This is a genomic window from Azospirillum sp. BE72, assembly GCF_031455875.1.
Lineage (GTDB): Bacteria > Pseudomonadota > Alphaproteobacteria > Azospirillales > Azospirillaceae > Azospirillum.
The window spans coordinates 763795-780220 of sequence record NZ_JAVDTO010000001.1 but is presented as its reverse complement, the minus strand read 5'-3'; the positions used below and the strand labels follow the sequence as shown (position 1 = coordinate 780220).

General features: G+C 68.5%; 13 protein-coding genes and 2 tRNA genes. 13 read left to right on the top strand and 2 right to left on the bottom strand.

The window, feature by feature from the left end; genetic code table 11:
• Positions 1-30: 30 nt before the first annotated feature.
• The 9 genes from J2Y49_RS03800 to egtB all read left to right on the top strand — a co-directional run bounded on the left by J2Y49_RS03800 (position 31) and on the right by egtB (position 10356).
• Positions 31-1965, top strand: a complete 1935-nt coding sequence (locus J2Y49_RS03800) for a nucleoside-diphosphate sugar epimerase/dehydratase (RefSeq protein WP_310112530.1) — start codon at positions 31-33, stop codon at positions 1963-1965.
• Positions 1966-2126: 161 nt separating this feature from the next.
• Positions 2127-2201 (top strand) — tRNA-Thr (locus J2Y49_RS03795).
• A gap of 36 nt (positions 2202-2237) precedes the next feature.
• Positions 2238-2312, top strand: a tRNA-Thr gene (locus tag J2Y49_RS03790).
• A 123-nt stretch (positions 2313-2435) separates the two neighbouring features.
• On the top strand, positions 2436-3515 hold the full coding sequence (gene aroC / locus J2Y49_RS03785) for a chorismate synthase (RefSeq protein ID WP_310112529.1): 1080 nt from the start codon (positions 2436-2438) through the stop codon (positions 3513-3515).
• A 231-nt stretch (positions 3516-3746) separates the two neighbouring features.
• Positions 3747-4319 carry a hypothetical protein gene (locus J2Y49_RS03780; protein ID WP_310112528.1) on the top strand — a complete coding sequence of 191 codons (573 nt, stop codon included), beginning with the start codon at positions 3747-3749 and terminating at the stop codon, positions 4317-4319.
• A gap of 64 nt (positions 4320-4383) precedes the next feature.
• A complete protein-coding gene (gene rnr, locus J2Y49_RS03775; RefSeq protein ID WP_310112526.1) occupies positions 4384-6540 on the top strand; it encodes a ribonuclease R in 2157 nt (718 codons plus the stop codon).
• A 346-nt stretch (positions 6541-6886) separates the two neighbouring features.
• On the top strand, positions 6887-8467 hold the full coding sequence (locus tag J2Y49_RS03770; RefSeq protein ID WP_310112524.1) for a S41 family peptidase: 1581 nt from the start codon (positions 6887-6889) through the stop codon (positions 8465-8467).
• A gap of 160 nt (positions 8468-8627) precedes the next feature.
• Positions 8628-8795 (top strand): 50S ribosomal protein L33, encoded by a 168-nt coding sequence (gene rpmG / locus J2Y49_RS03765; protein WP_012974790.1) that lies wholly within the window; start codon positions 8628-8630, stop codon positions 8793-8795.
• 223 nt (positions 8796-9018) lie between these two features.
• The gene (egtB, locus tag J2Y49_RS03760; protein ID WP_310112499.1) at positions 9019-10356 is read left to right on the top strand and encodes an ergothioneine biosynthesis protein EgtB; all 1338 of its coding nucleotides are present in this window, start codon (positions 9019-9021) and stop codon (positions 10354-10356) included.
• Here egtB and J2Y49_RS03755 read toward each other — a convergent pair.
• Positions 10353-11732 (bottom strand): DNA polymerase III subunit epsilon, encoded by a 1380-nt coding sequence (locus J2Y49_RS03755; RefSeq protein ID WP_310112497.1) that lies wholly within the window; start codon positions 11730-11732, stop codon positions 10353-10355. The two genes, egtB and J2Y49_RS03755, sit on opposite strands and share 4 nt — an antisense overlap.
• A 172-nt stretch (positions 11733-11904) precedes the next feature.
• Positions 11905-12081: a hypothetical protein gene (locus tag J2Y49_RS03750; RefSeq protein WP_310112495.1), complete on the bottom strand. Its 177-nt coding sequence runs from the start codon at positions 12079-12081 to the stop codon at positions 11905-11907.
• A gap of 379 nt (positions 12082-12460) precedes the next feature.
• On the opposite strand from J2Y49_RS03750, the gene J2Y49_RS03745 reads away from it, so the two are divergent.
• The 4 genes from J2Y49_RS03745 to leuA all read left to right on the top strand — a co-directional run bounded on the left by J2Y49_RS03745 (position 12461) and on the right by leuA (position 16246).
• Positions 12461-12910, top strand: coding sequence for a hypothetical protein (locus J2Y49_RS03745; RefSeq protein WP_310112492.1), 450 nt, complete (start codon positions 12461-12463; stop codon positions 12908-12910).
• Positions 12911-13032: 122 nt separating this feature from the next.
• Positions 13033-13428, top strand: coding sequence for a CidA/LrgA family protein (locus J2Y49_RS03740; protein ID WP_310112491.1), 396 nt, complete (start codon positions 13033-13035; stop codon positions 13426-13428).
• Positions 13425-14147, top strand: coding sequence for an LrgB family protein (locus J2Y49_RS03735; protein ID WP_014248487.1), 723 nt, complete (start codon positions 13425-13427; stop codon positions 14145-14147). The genes J2Y49_RS03740 and J2Y49_RS03735 overlap by 4 nt, the downstream gene beginning before the upstream one ends.
• A 395-nt stretch (positions 14148-14542) precedes the next feature.
• Positions 14543-16246 (top strand): 2-isopropylmalate synthase, encoded by a 1704-nt coding sequence (gene leuA / locus J2Y49_RS03730; protein ID WP_409017776.1) that lies wholly within the window; start codon positions 14543-14545, stop codon positions 16244-16246.
• The last annotated feature ends 180 nt before the right edge of the window (positions 16247-16426 follow it).

The following is a 16426-nucleotide window of genomic DNA, read 5'->3' as shown; positions in this document are numbered from 1 at the left end:
CTGCCGAACGAATGAACAAGGTTTAGCGGCATGCGCATCCCGTCCGCACGGGCATCCCTGGTGTTCCTGCACGATCTGGTGATGACCGGGGTGGCCCTGGTCGTGGCCCTCTATCTGCGGGTGGGCGGTTCCGCCTTCGGTCTCTATTCCGATGCGCTGTCCATCGCGCTGCCGGTGCTGGTCGGGCTGTCGGCCGCGGTGTTCGTGCTGTTCGGGCTGTACCGCGGCATCTGGCGCTACGCCTCCATCCCCGACCTGATGCAGGTGGTGCGCGCCGTCACGGTGGCGGTGCTGTGCTTCGTGCTGGCGATGTTCCTGCTGACGCGCGCCGAACTGCTGCCCCGCTCGCTGCCGCCGATCCTGTGGCTGGTGCAGATGCTGCTGCTGGGTGGACCGCGCTTCGGCTACCGCTTCCTCAAGGACCGCCGGTTCAGCTGGGCCGAGGCGGTGGAGGGCGTGCCGCGCATCCCCGTCCTGCTGCTGGGCGTCGGCGACGCGGCGGAGCTGTTCATCCGCTCGCTCGACCAGCCGGGACAGTCGGCCTATCGCGTGGTCGGCATCCTCGACGACAAGGGCCGTCGCATCGGCCATGCCGTACGCGGCGTGCCGGTGCTGGGCGGCCCCGACGATCTCGAACAGGTGGTCCAGGCGCTGGAGCGCAAGGGCGAACGGCCACAGCGGCTGATCGTCACCAAGGGCAATGCCGAGTTGAAGGGATCGACCCTGCGCAGCCTGCTCGACCGGGCGGAGGCGCTGGGGCTGGTCATGTCCCGGCTGCCCAGCCTGACCGAGTTCAAGTCGGCGTTGGGCGAAGGCAAGGGCGTGGAGGTGCGTCCCATCGCGCTGGAGGACCTGCTGGGCCGGCCGCAGGCGGTGCTGGACCGCGGCGCCATCTCCGGGCTGATCGGCGGGCGGCGGGTGATCGTCACCGGCGCCGGCGGCACCATCGGCAGCGAACTGGTCCGCCAGATCGCGGCGCTGGGGCCGGAACGGCTGATCCTGCTCGATGCCGGGGAGTTCAACCTCTACAGCATCGAGATGGAGGTGCGGGAGAAGTTCCCCAGCCTCGACACCCGCGCGGTCATCGCCGACGTGCGCGACCGCGACCGCATCATGCGCCTGTTCCAGGACGAGCGTCCGGCCCTGGTCTTCCACGCCGCCGCGCTCAAGCATGTGCCGCTGGTGGAGGCCAACCCGTGCGAGGGCGCGCTGACCAACGTGGTCGGCACCCGCAACGTGGCCGACGCGGCGCGCGCCGCCGGCTGCCTCGCCATGGTGCTGATCTCCACCGACAAGGCGATCCGCCCGACCAGCGTGATGGGCGCGGCCAAGCGCTTCGCCGAGACCTATTGCCAGGCGCTGGACGTGCTGCCGCCGCGTGATGGGACGGAGCACGCCACCCGCTACATGACCGTGCGTTTCGGCAATGTGCTGGGTTCCTCCGGCTCCGTCGTGCCGCTGTTCACCCGGCAGCTGGCGCAGGGCGGGCCGCTGACCGTCACCCATCCCGATATGCGCCGCTATTTCATGACGGTGCGCGAGGCGGTGGAACTGGTGCTGCAGGCGTCGGCCCACGGCGCCACCCGCGCGGAGGACCGCGGCAAGATCCTGGTGCTGGACATGGGCGAGCCGGTGAAGATCGCCGACCTCGCCCGCCAGATGATCCGGCTGGCCGGCTACCGGCCGGGCGTGGACATCGAGATCGCCTTCACCGGCCTGCGTCCCGGCGAGAAGCTGTTCGAGGAGATCCTGACCGCCGCGGAGGCGCCGAGCCGCACCGAGGCCGACGGCGTCTTCCTCGCCTCCCCCCGTCTGATCGACTATGCGCTGATCAACCGCGCGGTGGGCGAACTGGAAGCGGCGGCACGGACCGGCGACGGCGAGCGGGTGCTGTCGATCCTCGGCACCGTCGTGCCCGATTTCCGCGCCGAAGCGGTGCTTCCGCCCGCCGCCACGCAGGCATGATTTCGGGGCTCGTTCCGGGCGCGAAAAAAAGTGAGTGACGAGGTGACTTTAAGCGCTTGCATCCCCAAAAGGCCTGTGGCATAACCCGCGCCACTTCGGGGGGCGGTCAAGCCTGAACGCCTCACCCGGACGCATCGCCTCGGCGATGATCGGTTATCGGGGCTGCCGTAGCTCAGTGGTAGAGCACTCCCTTGGTAAGGGAGAGGTCGAGAGTTCAATCCTCTCTGGCAGCACCATTTCTCCGATCCTGTCTTCAGGCGTTCGTATCCGGCGCTGCCGTAGCTCAGTGGTAGAGCACTCCCTTGGTAAGGGAGAGGTCGAGAGTTCAATCCTCTCTGGCAGCACCATCCTCCTCTTTTAAAAACTCCCCTTAAAAATCGGTTCATCGCTTCCTTGACCTTGCCGCCGAAAGGCCGCAAGAAACGCGCGCCCGCTTTGCAGTTGCGGGTTCGTCTCGGGAGGATGTCACCATGGCCGGCAACAGCTTCGGCACGCTTTTCCGCTTCACCACCTGGGGCGAGAGCCACGGTCCGGCCATCGGCGTCGTCGTGGACGGCTGCCCGTCGCTGATCGACCTCGTTGCGGAAACCGACATCCAGCCCTGGATGGACAAGCGCCGGCCCGGCCAGTCGCGCTACACCACCCAGCGCCAGGAACCCGATCAGGTGAAGATCCTGTCCGGCGTGTTCGAGGGCAAGACGACCGGCACCCCGATCTCGCTGCTGATCGAGAACACCGACCAGCGTTCCAAGGACTACAGCGATATCGCCGGCAAATTCCGCCCCGGCCATGCCGACTACACCTACTGGCAGAAATACGGCATCCGCGATTACCGCGGCGGCGGCCGTTCCTCGGCGCGGGAAACCGCCTGCCGGGTCGCCGCCGGCGCGGTGGCGCGCAAGGTGTTGGGCGCCGCCATCCAGGTGCGCGGCGCGCTGGTGCAGATCGGTCCGCACAGGATCGACCGCAGCCGCTGGGACTGGGCGGAGATCGACAACAACCCCTTCTTCTGCCCCGACCCGGTCGCCGCCACCCAGTGGGCCGAGTATCTCGACGGCATCCGCAAGAGCGGCTCGTCGGTCGGCGCGGTGGTGGAACTGGTGGCGTCCGGCGTGCCGGTCGGCCTGGGCGACCCGCTCTACGACAAGCTGGACAGCGACCTCGCCTGCGCGATGATGACGATCAACGCGGTGAAGGGTGTCGAGATCGGCAACGGCTTTGCCGCCGCCGAACTGACCGGCGAGCTGAACGCCGACGAGATGCGCATGGGCCCGGACGGCCAGCCGCAGTTCCTGTCCAACAATGCCGGCGGCATCCTGGGCGGCATCTCCACCGGGCAGGACATCGTCGTGCGTTTCGCGGTGAAGCCGACCAGTTCGATCCTGACGCCGCGCCAGACGGTGGATACCGCCGGCAACGACACCGACATCCTGACCAAGGGCCGCCACGACCCCTGCGTCGGCATCCGCGCCGTGCCGGTGGGCGAGGCGATGATGGCCTGCGTGCTGGCCGACCATCTGCTGCGGCGGCGGGCCGAGCGGCGGGAGTGAGGATTTGGGTTTCTTGCGGCGCTAGACCCCCACCTGACCTCCCCCGCTCTCAGCGGACCTCCGGTCCGCCTGCCGCGTCAGCACAAAGCGTAGCTTTGTGCGAGAGCTGGGCGGGGGAGGGACTGCCGCCGCTCTCCCACACAAGCGCTTGTCCCCTCCCCCGCCCAGCGGGGGAGGGTTAGGGTGGGGGTCTAACCCCGCCCGTTTCAAACAGCCCTACAGGACCACCCCATGCCCGCCCTCCGCCACGGACAGCGCCTGATCCTCGCCCTGGCGATGCTGATCGCCGCCATGCCGGCGGCCATGGCGGACAACAGGCCCTTCCAGGAGTTCGACGAGACCTTCAAGTCCTGGAAGCTCTACTGCCAACTCTGGACCGGCACGCGACAGGTCGAATGCGAACTGACCGCCCGCGGAACCAACGACCGCACCGCCCGGCTGGTCTGGCTGCGCTCGACCGAGAAATGGCGCGAGGGGCTGCGCTTCCGGGTGTCCGCCGAATCGCTGGACCTCGACAAGCTGGTGCGGGTCTGGTCCGACCGGGCGGTGTTCAAGCCCGATTCCCCCTGCAAGCCCTACCGGTTCGAGACCAACACCTGTGCGGTGACCGATCCCGACATCAACCGCCGCATGGTGGAGCGGATCGCAGCGGCGCCGGAGGTCTCCATCGTCGGCCAGTCGCCGGCCGGCGAGAAGACGGAGGTGCGTTTCCCGCTCACCGGCTTCCGCGAGGCGCTGGAACGCAGCGACGCCATCCGCGCGATGGCAGGCAGGCCATGGGCGACGAGCCCCGGCCAAGAGTAAACCTGCTACGGATCGATCCCTATATAGCCATCCCAGCGACAAGAACCGACGGACCCCCCGCCCCGTGACCGACAGCCATTTCCCCGGCAAGGACGCCATTCTAGCCTTCATCCGGTCCAGCACCACCCCCGTCGGCAAGCGCGAAATCGCCCGCGCCTTCAAGCTGTCCGGATCGGCCGACCGCGAGATGCTGAAGGACCTGCTGCGCGAACTGGAGGCCGATGGCGCGGTGGAGCGCGGCCGCAACAAGCGCATGGCCCCGCCGCAGTCGCTGCCGGCCGTTGCCGTGCTGCTGATCACCGGCGTCGACCCCGATGGGGAATTGTCGGCCCGCCCGCTGACCTGGACCGGCGAGGGCAACCCGCCGCGCATCTTCCTGCTGCCGGAAAAGAAATCGCGGGGCGAGGGAAAGCCGCTGGCGGTCGGCGATACGCTGCTGGCGAAGCTCGCCCGCATCAACGACCGCCTGTACGAGGCCCGTGTCATCCGCCGTATAGATGGCGAGCGCGAGGGCCGCATCCTCGGCGTCTACCGGCCGAGCGCCGACGGCGGGCGCATCCTGCCGACCGACCGCCGCCACAAGACCGAGTTCCTGGTGCTGCCGCCCAACCGCGGCGACGCCGAAGCGGGAGACCTCGTCTTCGCCGACGTCCTGCCGGCCGGACGCGCCAGCCAGCCGCAGGCCCGCGTGGTGGAACGGCTGGGCTCCACCGACGAGCCGCGCGCCTTCAGCCTGATCGCCATCCACGCCCACGGCATCCCAACCGCCTTCCCGCACGCGGCCCTGCGCGAGGCCGAACTGGCGGCGGTGCCGGCGCTGATGCAGCGGGAGGATCTGCGCGGTATCCCGCTGGCGACCATCGACGGTTCCGACGCCCGCGACTTCGATGATGCGGTGTGGGCGGAGCCGGACTGCGACCCGGAGAATCCGGAAGGCTGGCACCTGATCGTCGCCATCGCCGACGTGTCCTACTATGTGCGCCCCGGATCGGCGCTCGACCGGGCGGCTTACGAGCGCGGCAACTCCGTGTACTTCCCCGACCGTGTCGTGCCGATGCTGCCGGAGGCGCTTTCGAACGGGCTGTGCTCGCTGCGGCCGGGGGAGGACCGCGCCTGTCTCGCCTTCCACCTGTGGATCGACCGCAACGGTGTGCTGATTCGGCACCGATTGGTCCGCGGACTCATGCGCTCGGCGGCGCGGCTGACTTATGAACAGGTGCAGGACTGCCACGATGGCCGGCCTGACGAGGTGACGGCGCCGCTGGCAGACAGCGTGATCGCCCCGCTGTTCGGCGCATACGCCCGGCTGGCCGCGGCCCGTGCCAAGCGCGGCACGCTGGAACTGGATCTGCCGGAACGCCGCGTGCGGATCGACGAGCGCAGCCGGGTCGCCGAGATCGCGGTGCGCGAACGCCACGACAGCCACCGGCTGATCGAGGAGTTCATGATCGCCGCCAACGTCGCCGCGGCGGAGGTGCTGGAACGGCGCACCATGCCCGGCCTCTACCGCATCCACGACCGTCCCTCGATGGACAAGATGGAGGCGTTGCGCGGCTTCCTCGCCGACATCGGTCATCCGCTGGGCAAGAGCGCCGATCTCACGCCCAGCCATTTCACCCGCATCCTGCGCAAGGTGGAGGGCACCTCGCACGCGCCGCTGGTCAGCGAGGTGATCCTGCGCGCCCAGGCGCAGGCCGCCTACAGCCCCGACAACATCGGCCATTTCGGGCTGGCGCTGCACCGCTACGCCCATTTCACCTCGCCGATCCGCCGCTATGCCGACCTGATCGTCCACCGGGCGCTGATCCGCACCCTGGGGTTGGGCGTCGGCGGGCTGGACGACGAGACGCTGGGCCGACTGGCGGAGATCGGGGAGCATCTGTCCGGAACCGAACGCCGTGCCGCCGCCGCCGAACGCGACGCAATCGACCGCTATACCGCGGCCTTCCTGGCCGACCGGATCGGGGAGCGCTTCAGCGGCCGCATCGCCGGCGTCAGCCGCTTCGGGCTGTTCGTGCGGCTGGACGAGAGCGGCGCCGACGGGCTGATCCCGGCCAGCACCCTGCCCGACGACAGGTACGACCATGACGAGGCGGCGCACGCCCTGGTCGGGCAGCGTACGGGCCGTACATACCGCCTCAGCAGCCCGGTCAAAGTGGTCCTGATCGAGGCCGATCCGGTCAGCGGCAGCATGCTTTTCCGGCTGTCCGACTCCGACTGACTCCAGGTCTCCGGCCGATACCGTTGCTTAACGGCCACGCTTGTGCAGTGTGACGAACCGATGGCGGACTCGTGGCAAAGCCAAGGGTTCGCCCCTGCGGCACCATACAAGCGTGACCTGGGCGACACAGGCCGGGACAATCTGCAACATTGCGAATCGCTCCGCAATTTTGTCCCGCACGCCGTCCTGAACGAAGGTGTATCTATCCCCCATCCGGGACCGGCACCATCCTCGTCCGGTCCGGCTGCAGGAAAGGGAGGCCGCGGTTCGCCCCATGGCCAATTGCGATCACAGCGCGTGCGATCACTCCGTGCCGTCACGCGTGTCGCCGTTTCGGATCCCCGCGATGTCGAGCTTGACGCGCCGCCTGCGCCGCTCCATCCGCCATTCCGCCCTTCAGCTTTCGACCGCGGCGCTCCTCGCCTCCACCGCGGTTGCCGCACCCACCCAGTCCCTTCCGGCCAGCGCACCACCGTCCGTCAGCGAGCAGGTCTTCGCCGTCGGCTTCGGCAAGATCGCCGAGGTGTATCTGGACGCCGTGTCCTTCAACCGCCTGGGCCTGGACGGTCTGAAGGGCCTGAGTGCCCTCGATCCCGCCGTGACGGTGGAGCGCGCCGGCAGCACCGTACGCCTGTACGTGTCGGGCGCGCTCGCCGCGGAGTACGGGGCGGCGCCGGACGCCGACGCCGGCGGCTGGGCGGCGCTGACCACCCGCGTCATCGACCGCGCGCGCAGCCACTCCCCCGTCCTGTCCAAGGCGACGCCGGAACGGCTGTACCAGGTGGTGTTCGACGGCATCACCGCCGATCTCGACGGCTATTCCCGCTATACCGGTGTCCAGCGCGCGACCAATGAGCGGGCGCAGCGCGAAGGCTATGGCGGCGTCGGCATCTCGCTGGACAGCAACCCCAACGGCCGCGTGACCGTGCATGACATCATGCCGCACAGCCCGGCCGAACGCGCCGGCATCGTCGACGGCGAACAGCTTCTGGCGATCGACGGCGACCTGACGACGCGGATGACCGCTTCGGAGATGCGCGACCGGCTGCGCGGCCCGACGGGCACCCTGGTCACGCTGACCGTCGCCCGCGACAACGGCGCCCCGCGCCGCCTGCCGTTGCGCCGGGAGCGGGTGGTGCCCAACACCATCACCTATTCGCTGTCCGGCGACGTCGGCATCGTCAAGCTCGACCGCTTCAACGCCACCACCGCCTCCAGCCTGCGGACGGCGGTCAACGCCCTTCGCCAGACCGCCGGTCCGACCCTGAACGGGATGGTGCTGGACCTGCGCGGCAATCCGGGCGGGCTGCTGGACCAGGCGGTCGCGGTGGCGGACCTGTTCATGCGCCGTGGCCGGATCATCTCCACCGAAGGGCGCAACCCGGAAAGCCGCCAGCGCTTCGACGCCAACCCCGACGACCTGCTGGACGGGCTGCCGTTGGTGGTTCTGGTCGACGGCCGCTCCGCCTCCTCGGCGGAAGTGGTGGCGTCGGCGCTGCAGGACTCCGGCCGCGCTGTGGTGGTGGGTGCGTCCAGCTACGGCAAGGGCAGTGTCCAGACCGTCACCCGGCTGCCCAACGACGGCGAGCTGTTCCTGACCTGGAGCCGCATCTATACGCCGGCCGGCTACACCCTGCACCGCCAGGGCGTGCAGCCCACCGTCTGCACCAGCCGGGCCGGCCAGACCGATCCGGATTCCCTGCTGTCCGACCTGCGCGAAGGGCGGCTGCGCGCGGCGCAGATCGCAAGCTGGCGGTCCAAGGCGGCCGACGACGAGCATGCGCTGAGCGCCCTGCGCGAAGCTTGCCCCTGGAAGGAGCATGAGCCCGACCTGGACCTAAAGGTCGCCATGCGGCTGCTGGCCGAGCCGGCGCTGTACCAGCGCGCGGTCGCCAGCGCCGTGGTCAACACGGTGGCGGAGCGCTGAGTCCCGCCAATGAGGCGACAGGACCTGTGGCAATCGAAGTCGGACACCGATTTCACCGCCCATAAGGCTTGACATTGCGGCGTCAGACGGTATTTTCCGCCGCTACGACGCCGCCCCCGCCGGGCCGGCGGGGCACGGATTTTTTGTCGGGATCGAGATCATGGCCAAGCAGAACACCGTCCTCATCAAGCTGGTGAGCACGGCTGACACCGGTTTCTTCTACGTGAAGAAGAAGAACCCGAAGAAGACCACCGAGAAGCTGTCGTTCCGCAAGTACGACCCGGTGGCGCGCAAGCACGTCGAGTTCAAGGAAGCCAAGATCAAGTAAGTCTTGTCCGACACTGAGCTGTGCTTCGAATGAACAAGGCCGCCTTTTCGGGCGGCCTTTTCGTTTTTCGGGCAGAGCTTGGCATTTTCCGCACCAGGGCCGGTGCGGCATCCGGTCGCTGCCGCTATTTGCGGTGACCGCCACACCACGGATGCGTGCATTCCAAATGGGGCACTTCGGGCGGACACTCATCGGACGGTAACCGACCCCGGAGGGACCGACCATGCCCGACACGCATCTCATCCCGTCCGCTGGCCCGCTTGCCGACTCCGGCGCGACCATGCCGGACGGCGACCGGCGGCAGGCTCTCGCGACCCGCTTCCAGAAGGCGCGCGCGCGCACCGCTGAACTGGTCGCCACCCTGTCGCCGGAAGACCTGATGGTTCAGACCGTCCCCGACGGCGCCCCGGCGAAATGGCACCTCGCCCACACCAGCTGGCTGTTCGAGGTGGCGGTGCTGATTCCCTTCAGCCCAGGCTACCGCCCCTTCGACCCCGTCTTCCTCGACCTGTTCGCGGCGCGCGGTGAGCGATTCGCCGCTCCGCCCCGTGTGCTGTCCCGTCCCAGTGCCGCAGAGATCATGCGCCATCGCGACCAGATCAACGCCGCGGTGCTGCATCTGATCGAGCGGGTCGAAGACGGACTGTGGGACGCGGTCGAACCGGCGCTGGTGATGGCCGTCGCCCACGAACGCCGCCACCAGGAGCGCATGCTCCTGCACATCAAGCACGCCCTGTGGTCCAACCCGCTGCGCCCAGCCTATGAACCGGCGCCGGACCATCCGCATCTTGGGGCACCGCCCGACGGCTGGGTGGAGCAGGCCGGTGGACTGGTCGAGATCGGCCGGCCCGCCCCGCTGCCCGGATTCGACCATGAGGGGCCGCGCCACCGCGTCTGGCTGGATCCTTACCGTCTGGCCGCCCGCCCGGTCACCTGCGGCGAGTTCCTCGCCTTCATCGAGGCGGGAGGCTACAGCGACCGCTCGCTCTGGCTGTCCGATGGGTGGGAGACCGCGCGGGCGGAGGGCTGGAGCGCCCCGCTCTATTGGGAGCGCGGCAGCGGCGAGCAGAGCGGCGACCAGAAAAGCATTTCCGGCTGGCGGGTCTTCACCCTCTACGGCATGCAGCCGCTCGACCCGGACGAGCCGGTCTGCCATGTCAGCTGGTACGAGGCCGACGCCTATGCCCGCTGGGCCGGCAAGCGCCTTCCGCGTGAAGCCGAATGGGAGACGGTCGCCGCCGGCTGCGACAGCATGGGCAATCTGCTGGGCACCGGCCATCGCCATCCGCGCTGCGGCACCTGTCACGGCACCGGCCCCTGGCAGATGTGCGGCGACGTGTGGGAATGGACAGCCGACGCCTTCGCCACATATCCGGGCTACCGCCGACCCGACGGACCGGACGAGGCGGTCAATGGCCGACTCGCCGGCAACCGCATGGTCCTGCGCGGCGGCAGTTGCCTGACCCCCTTCGACCATGCCGGCCCCTGGACGCGGCATTACCTGCGGCCGGAAACCCGACTGTCGGTGAGCGGCTTCCGGCTGGCGGAGGATGCGGTTTAAGAGGCTTGGCCGGACGCGCCTGCCGCCACACGCCCCGCCACCAGCGCCCGCGCCTGCCCCTGGGTCAGGACGCCGCGCTCGGTCAGACGGCTGAACAGCGCGGCGGCCAGTTCGGCCACGGCCAGCGCCTCCCCCTCGGGGCCGTTGCGCGCATGCTGGTGCAAGCCGAAGGCGGCGGCGAGCCGGTCGGGGGACGCACCGGCCAGCGCCGGGTCCAGCGCCGCCGCCAGCACGCCGAGGTCCAGGCCGTGCGGCAGGGCGGGATCGGCGACGCCGGCCAGCGCGGCCGACCGCGCCAGGGCGGCGAGCGCCTGGTCGATGCCGATGCCGACGGCGATGCAGTTGTGCAGCGCATCCTGGATCGCCGGCCAGACCGCGGCGAAGGGACGCTCGCCCGCCACCATGGCGGTGCCGATCCCGTGACGGGCGGCCGCCGCCTCCGGCACCGGATCGATGGGGTCGATCAGAAGGGCGAGCGACACCGTCGGGAAGATGCGCGATCCCGCCAGCCGCACCGTGCCCACCGCGATGACCGGACCGCTGTCCGGCCCCACCCCCGCCGTCGCCACCCACAGCGCGACGAACGGCAATGCGGCCAGCGGCTCGTCGTCACCCAGAGGGGCGGCGGGCTGGGCCGGTCGAAGGGTGAGCGCTCGCTTGGCCGTCAACCCGGCGCCGTTGGCCATGCCGCGGGCGGGAAAGGACAGAATCACTCCGGAATTCAGGCCGAGATCGACGAGCCTTGCGGACAGTTCCCCCTCCTCCGTCCGGCGCAGCACCGCGGAAACGGGCGCCCCGCCGCCCCGCGCCCGTTCGATGGCGCGGGCCAGATCGTCGCGCAGCAGGGCCTTGCCGATGTCGGCGCCCTCCTCGACCTCCAACAGCCGGGCGGCGGCGGGATTGAGCCGCTCCACCCGCCCCAGTTCGTCGATGATCAGCAACGGGTCGTCGGTGAGGACCAGCGCCGCGCGAACCGCCCGGTCCATGCGTCCGCCGCCCAGCGGCCCGCGCCCCAATGGGCCATCTGCGAGGGGGCCATCGGCCGCGATCTGCTCACCGCCCCGGGTCAGCCCAGAGGCCGCCGCGGCCAGACGCCCGACCTCGCCGCCGCTTCCGCCTGCCCAGGGTTCCAGATCGATGCGGCTGCGCCCGCCGGACAGGCGATCCGCCAGACGTTCCAGATCGCCGAAATGGCGGGACAGGCGGGAGAAGACGAACCAAACCGCCAGCAGGCCGATCCCGCAGATCGTCAGGCCACGCGTGAAGGCGGTCCGGTCCTCCGCCGCCAGCTGCGTGATCTCCACGCCCAGAAAGACCAGCGTGGCCGCCGCCACCGCCAGCCCCAGCATCGCCACGCGCCAAACGCCGCCCTTCATCGGGCCGCCTCCCCCTCGTTGTGCTCCGACACTAAAGTCTGTCAGATGCTTATTGAAGCATCTGACAGACTTTAGGCTTTTGATTCTCCGTGCGATTCACGCTTCAGGCGGTTCCGCTTGAACCGATCACACTCTAGCGGTCTGAAGGGAAACGGAGAAGCGACGCGCGTGTTCAGCGCGCCAGCAGCGCAGACCGCGCGCCGTCCACCTGCTCCATCAGGCCAGCCAGCGCCTCCCTGATCTCGCCAGATAGGCCAATCATCAGCAACGCCACCACCGCCACGGCCAACGCATGGTCGAGGAAGGATCGATTTGCTTGAATGCGGAAGAACGAACGGATCGGCGGCATCGCAGGCTGGCTCCGGCGCAGGAGGAAATTGTGGAATTGACAGGCGCCGGCAGCCTACCGGTGGAAAAGCCCAACGAATGTTTAACAGCGCGGGAACCAGACGGCTTGTCCTGCTTTTGACACCAGCGAATCGCGATTCGCCGGCGTTTTTCAAAGTCGAGGTGACGCTTTCCACTTCACACCGGTCGAGTTACCCTTTGTTGCCGCCTACGCAAACTCGGATTACCGCCTTTGCGTAAAATACATAGCAACTTCCAACCGATCTTTTGCTATCGCTCTGTTGCATTTCCTGGTTTGCCTGCTTGCCGGATGATGCTAAGAGTAGGTCATCCAGCGACAACACTCCTTTCCGCATAGGCAATTCCTTGGGAGGCCGGCAATGACTTTGGTCTATCGTCCCCTGCCCTATGGCGGGCACGAAGACCGGCGGACAGGTCGTCACCTGCTGTTGGTGGTGGCTCTGATCCTTGCCATTCCGACCGTGCTCGGTGCCGGCTGCACCGTCGACGCCCTGCGCAGCTATGCGGTGGAGGCGCGGCTGGCGCAGGCGGTCGACGCCGCTGCCCTGGCCGGCGGGCGGGTGATGTTCGACTCACAGCGTGACGGACACATCCGCAGCTTCTTCGACAAGGCCTTCCCCAGGGGGTTCCTGGGATCGAACCTGTCGCCCCTGACCATCGCGGAGGACGCGGCGGCCGGCACCCTCACGGTCAGCGCCCACGCCACCGTCAACGCCATCTTCCTGCGCCTCTTCGGTAAAAAGGAAGTGACGGTGGAAGCGCAATCCATCGTCCGCCGTGGCCACCACGCCCGCAGCAAGCTGCAGTAAGCACCCTCCGAACCCACGCGACCACATCGCCGATTCGCGACGCTCGCATTCGCGGAATGCAGCCCGGAGGCTTCGCCACTGCGGTAGAAGGACGGACAGCGCCCTTTCCACCGGAGTCCGCGATGCTCGGAACCCTGACGCTTTTGCTGCTTTGCCAACTGGCGGGCGAACTGGCCGCGCGCCTGCTGCACCTTCCGGTCCCCGGACCGGTGCTGGGCATGCTGCTGCTGTTCGCCGGACTTCTGCTGCGCGGTGGAGTTCCCGCAGCGGTGCAGGAAACGGCCGGCGGGCTGCTGCGGCACCTGTCCTTGCTGTTCGTGCCGGCCGGCGTCGGCGTGATGGTCCATGTCACCCGCCTGGAGACGGAAGCGCTGCCGATCATCGTCGCGCTGTTCGGCAGCACGCTGTTCGGCATCGCCGTGACGGCGAAGCTGATGGCCTTCCTGCTGAGTCGCACCGATCCGCGGCTGGAGGAAGAACCGGCGGCCAGGAATCCGGCGGAAGGGGACCGGGGATGAGCGACGACCTTCACCAGATCTGGGTCTATCTGTCGGCGAACCCGCTGGCCGGGCTGACCCTGACCCTGGTCGCCTACCAATGCGGGCTGTGGCTGTTCGAGAAGCTGGGCAGGCGCCCGGTGCTGAACCCGGTGCTGATCGCGGTCGTCCTGATCGCCGGCGTGCTGAGCCTGTCGGGCATCGATTACCGCACCTATTTCGACGGCGCGCAGTTCGTCCATTTCCTGTTGGGTCCGGCCACCGTGGCGCTGGCCATCCCGCTCTACAACCAATTCCAGGAGGTCCGCCGCTCGGCCCTGGCGCTGGTGGTGGCGCTGCTGGTGGGATCGGCGGCCTCGGCGCTGAGCGCGGTGGCTCTGGTCTGGGCCTTCGGCGGATCGGCGGTGACGATCCTGTCGATGGCGCCCAAATCCGTCACCTCACCCATCGCCATGGGCGTGTCGGAGCAGATCGGCGGCCTGCCGTCACTGACCGCGGTGTTCGTCATCATCACCGGCATCGTGGCGGCCAGCCTCGGCACTTGGGTGCTGAACCTCGTGCGGGTGAAGGACTGGCGTGCCCGCGGATTCGGCATGGGCGTGGCGGCGCATGGCATCGGCACGGCGCGCGCCCTGCAGGTCAACGAGGTAGCAGGCGCCTTTGCCGGGCTGGGCATGGGGCTGAACGGGCTGGCGACGGCGTTGCTGCTGCCGACCCTGTATCACCTGATCTGGGGCTGAGCGGCGCTATGGTTTGCGTATCCCGCAGTCCGTTTTCCGCCAATCCGGGCTTGACAGCGTTGCCGCACCTGCGCAGAGTGCGGCCTATGACCTGCATCGACCGCAAGAACGCTCTTCTTCGACTTCTCGGCCCGGCGCTTTAAGCGTCCGGGTTTGTCGCGTTCGCACACCATTTCCATCGGTCGAAGTGTCTGTTCCATGAGCGATGTTTGCAAAGGCGCCGGTATCGGCGTCGCCCGGCCGGGGCCGGGACTGCGACTTACCGACGGTCGCTGAGCCACGTCCGGCGGCTCTGCGGCCGTACCCCTCGCCGGTCCCTCCGCCTTTCAAAATCCGATCCGCCGCCCCCGGCCGCAAAGAGAGCCTCGGGGCCGCCACTGGAGCCGAACGACGTCATGAGCACCGCGACCCAAACGAATGCTGGCATCCCGACCCTGCCGAAGTCCCCGTCCAAATACGCCCCCTTCCCCCAGGTGAAGCTGGCCGACCGCCAATGGCCGTCGCGCACCCTGGACAAGGCGCCGATGTGGTGCTCGGTCGACCTGCGCGACGGCAACCAGGCGCTGATCGAACCGATGGGGCCGGACCGCAAGCGCGCGATGTTCGACCTGCTGCTGCGCATGGGCTTCAAGGAGATCGAAGTCGGCTTCCCCGCCGCGTCGCAGACCGATTTCGACTTCTGCCGCGAGGTGATCGAGCAGGGCAAGATCCCCGACGGCGTCACCATCCAGGTGCTGACCCAGTCGCGTGAAGAGCTGATCCGCCGCACCTTCGACGGCATCAAGGGCGCCAAGCGCGCCATCGTCCACCTGTACAACTCCACCTCGGAGCTGCAGCGCCGCGTGGTGTTCGGGCTGGACCGCCAGGGCATCATCGACATCGCCGTCGCCGGCACCAAGCTGGTCAAACAGCTGGCCGCCGAGACGCCGGAGACCGAGATCGTCCTGCAATATTCGCCGGAAAGCTTCACCGGCACCGAACTGGACTTCGCGGTCGAGATCTGCGAGGCGGTGATGGAGACCTGGGGGGCGTCGCCCACCAACAAGGTCATCCTGAACCTGCCGGCCACGGTCGAGATGTCGATGCCCAACGTGCATGCCGACCAGATCGAGTGGTTCTGCCGAACCCTGAAGAACCGCGACTCGGCGATCATCTCGCTGCACCCGCACAACGACCGCGGCACCGGCGTCGCCGCGGCGGAGATGGGCCTGCTGGCCGGGGCCGACCGCGTCGAGGGCACCCTGTTCGGCAACGGCGAGCGCACCGGCAACGTCGACGTCGTCACGCTGGCGCTGAACATGTTCACCCAGGGCGTCGATCCGCAGCTGAACATCGACGACATCAACGAGATCGTCCGCGTTTCCGAATATTGCACGCAGCTGCCGGTGCACCCGCGCCACCCCTATGCCGGCGAACTGGTGTTCACCGCCTTCTCGGGCTCGCATCAGGACGCCATCAACAAGGGGCTGAAGGCGCTGACCAAGTCCAACACCGGCAAGTGGGAGGTCCCGTACCTGCCTATCGACCCGCAGGATTTGGGCCGCAGCTACGAGGCGGTGATCCGCATCAACAGCCAATCCGGCAAGGGCGGCATCGCCTATGTGCTGGAGAAGGACTACGGCTTGCAGATCCCGCGCCGCCTGCAGATCGAGTTCTCCAAGGTCGTGCAGCGCGTCGCCGACGAGTCCGGCAAGGAGCTGTCGCCCGCCGACATCCACGCCGCCTTCAAGGCCGAGTATCTGGATGCCGACACCCCGCTGGAACTGGTCGAGCACTCGACCGAGCCGCGCGGCCCGAACTCCGGCGCCCGCGCCATGAGCGTGGTGATGCGCCGCAACGGTGAGATCGTCACCACCAAGGGCAAGGGCAACGGCCCGATCGACGCCTTCCTGGACGCTCTGCGCCAGGGCTGCGGCACCGACCTGCACGTCGTCGATTACCGCGAGCACGCCATCGGCTCCGGCGAGGACGCCCAGGCCTGCGCCTATGTCGAGGTGAAGACCGGCGACAAGACCCTGTTCGGCGTGGGCATCGATGCGGACATCGTGACCGCAAGCCTGCGGGCGCTGGTGAGCGCGGCCAATCGGGCGGGGCACTAAGGTTCGGTACTTAGGTTCGGCGCTGCGGCCCCCTCCCTAACCCTCCCCCACCTTCGGTGGGAGAGGGGACTGCCGCCGCAACCGCTAACCTACCCTCTCCCGCATAGCGGGGGAGGGAGGGACCCGCTCGCAAGAGCGGGAGGGAGGGGGCACCACCTTGCCCCCACGCGCCTCCCCGCC

Excerpts from the sequence above, each read along its gene's own strand:
- J2Y49_RS03800 (WP_310112530.1), top strand. The coding sequence starts at position 31 with ATGCGCATCCCGTCCGCACGGGCATCCCTGGTGTTCCTGCACGATCTG.
- aroC (WP_310112529.1), top strand. The coding sequence starts at position 2,436 with ATGGCCGGCAACAGCTTCGGCACGCTTTTCCGCTTCACCACCTGGGGC.
- J2Y49_RS03780 (WP_310112528.1), top strand. The coding sequence starts at position 3,747 with ATGCCCGCCCTCCGCCACGGACAGCGCCTGATCCTCGCCCTGGCGATG.
- J2Y49_RS03770 (WP_310112524.1), top strand. The coding sequence starts at position 6,887 with ATGTCGAGCTTGACGCGCCGCCTGCGCCGCTCCATCCGCCATTCCGCC.
- rpmG (WP_012974790.1), top strand. The coding sequence starts at position 8,628 with ATGGCCAAGCAGAACACCGTCCTCATCAAGCTGGTGAGCACGGCTGAC.
- egtB (WP_310112499.1), top strand. The coding sequence starts at position 9,019 with ATGCCCGACACGCATCTCATCCCGTCCGCTGGCCCGCTTGCCGACTCC.
- J2Y49_RS03755 (WP_310112497.1), bottom strand. The coding sequence starts at position 11,732 with ATGAAGGGCGGCGTTTGGCGCGTGGCGATGCTGGGGCTGGCGGTGGCG.
- J2Y49_RS03750 (WP_310112495.1), bottom strand. The coding sequence starts at position 12,081 with ATGCCGCCGATCCGTTCGTTCTTCCGCATTCAAGCAAATCGATCCTTC.
- J2Y49_RS03745 (WP_310112492.1), top strand. The coding sequence starts at position 12,461 with ATGACTTTGGTCTATCGTCCCCTGCCCTATGGCGGGCACGAAGACCGG.
- J2Y49_RS03740 (WP_310112491.1), top strand. The coding sequence starts at position 13,033 with ATGCTCGGAACCCTGACGCTTTTGCTGCTTTGCCAACTGGCGGGCGAA.
- J2Y49_RS03735 (WP_014248487.1), top strand. The coding sequence starts at position 13,425 with ATGAGCGACGACCTTCACCAGATCTGGGTCTATCTGTCGGCGAACCCG.
- leuA (WP_409017776.1), top strand. The coding sequence starts at position 14,543 with ATGAGCACCGCGACCCAAACGAATGCTGGCATCCCGACCCTGCCGAAG.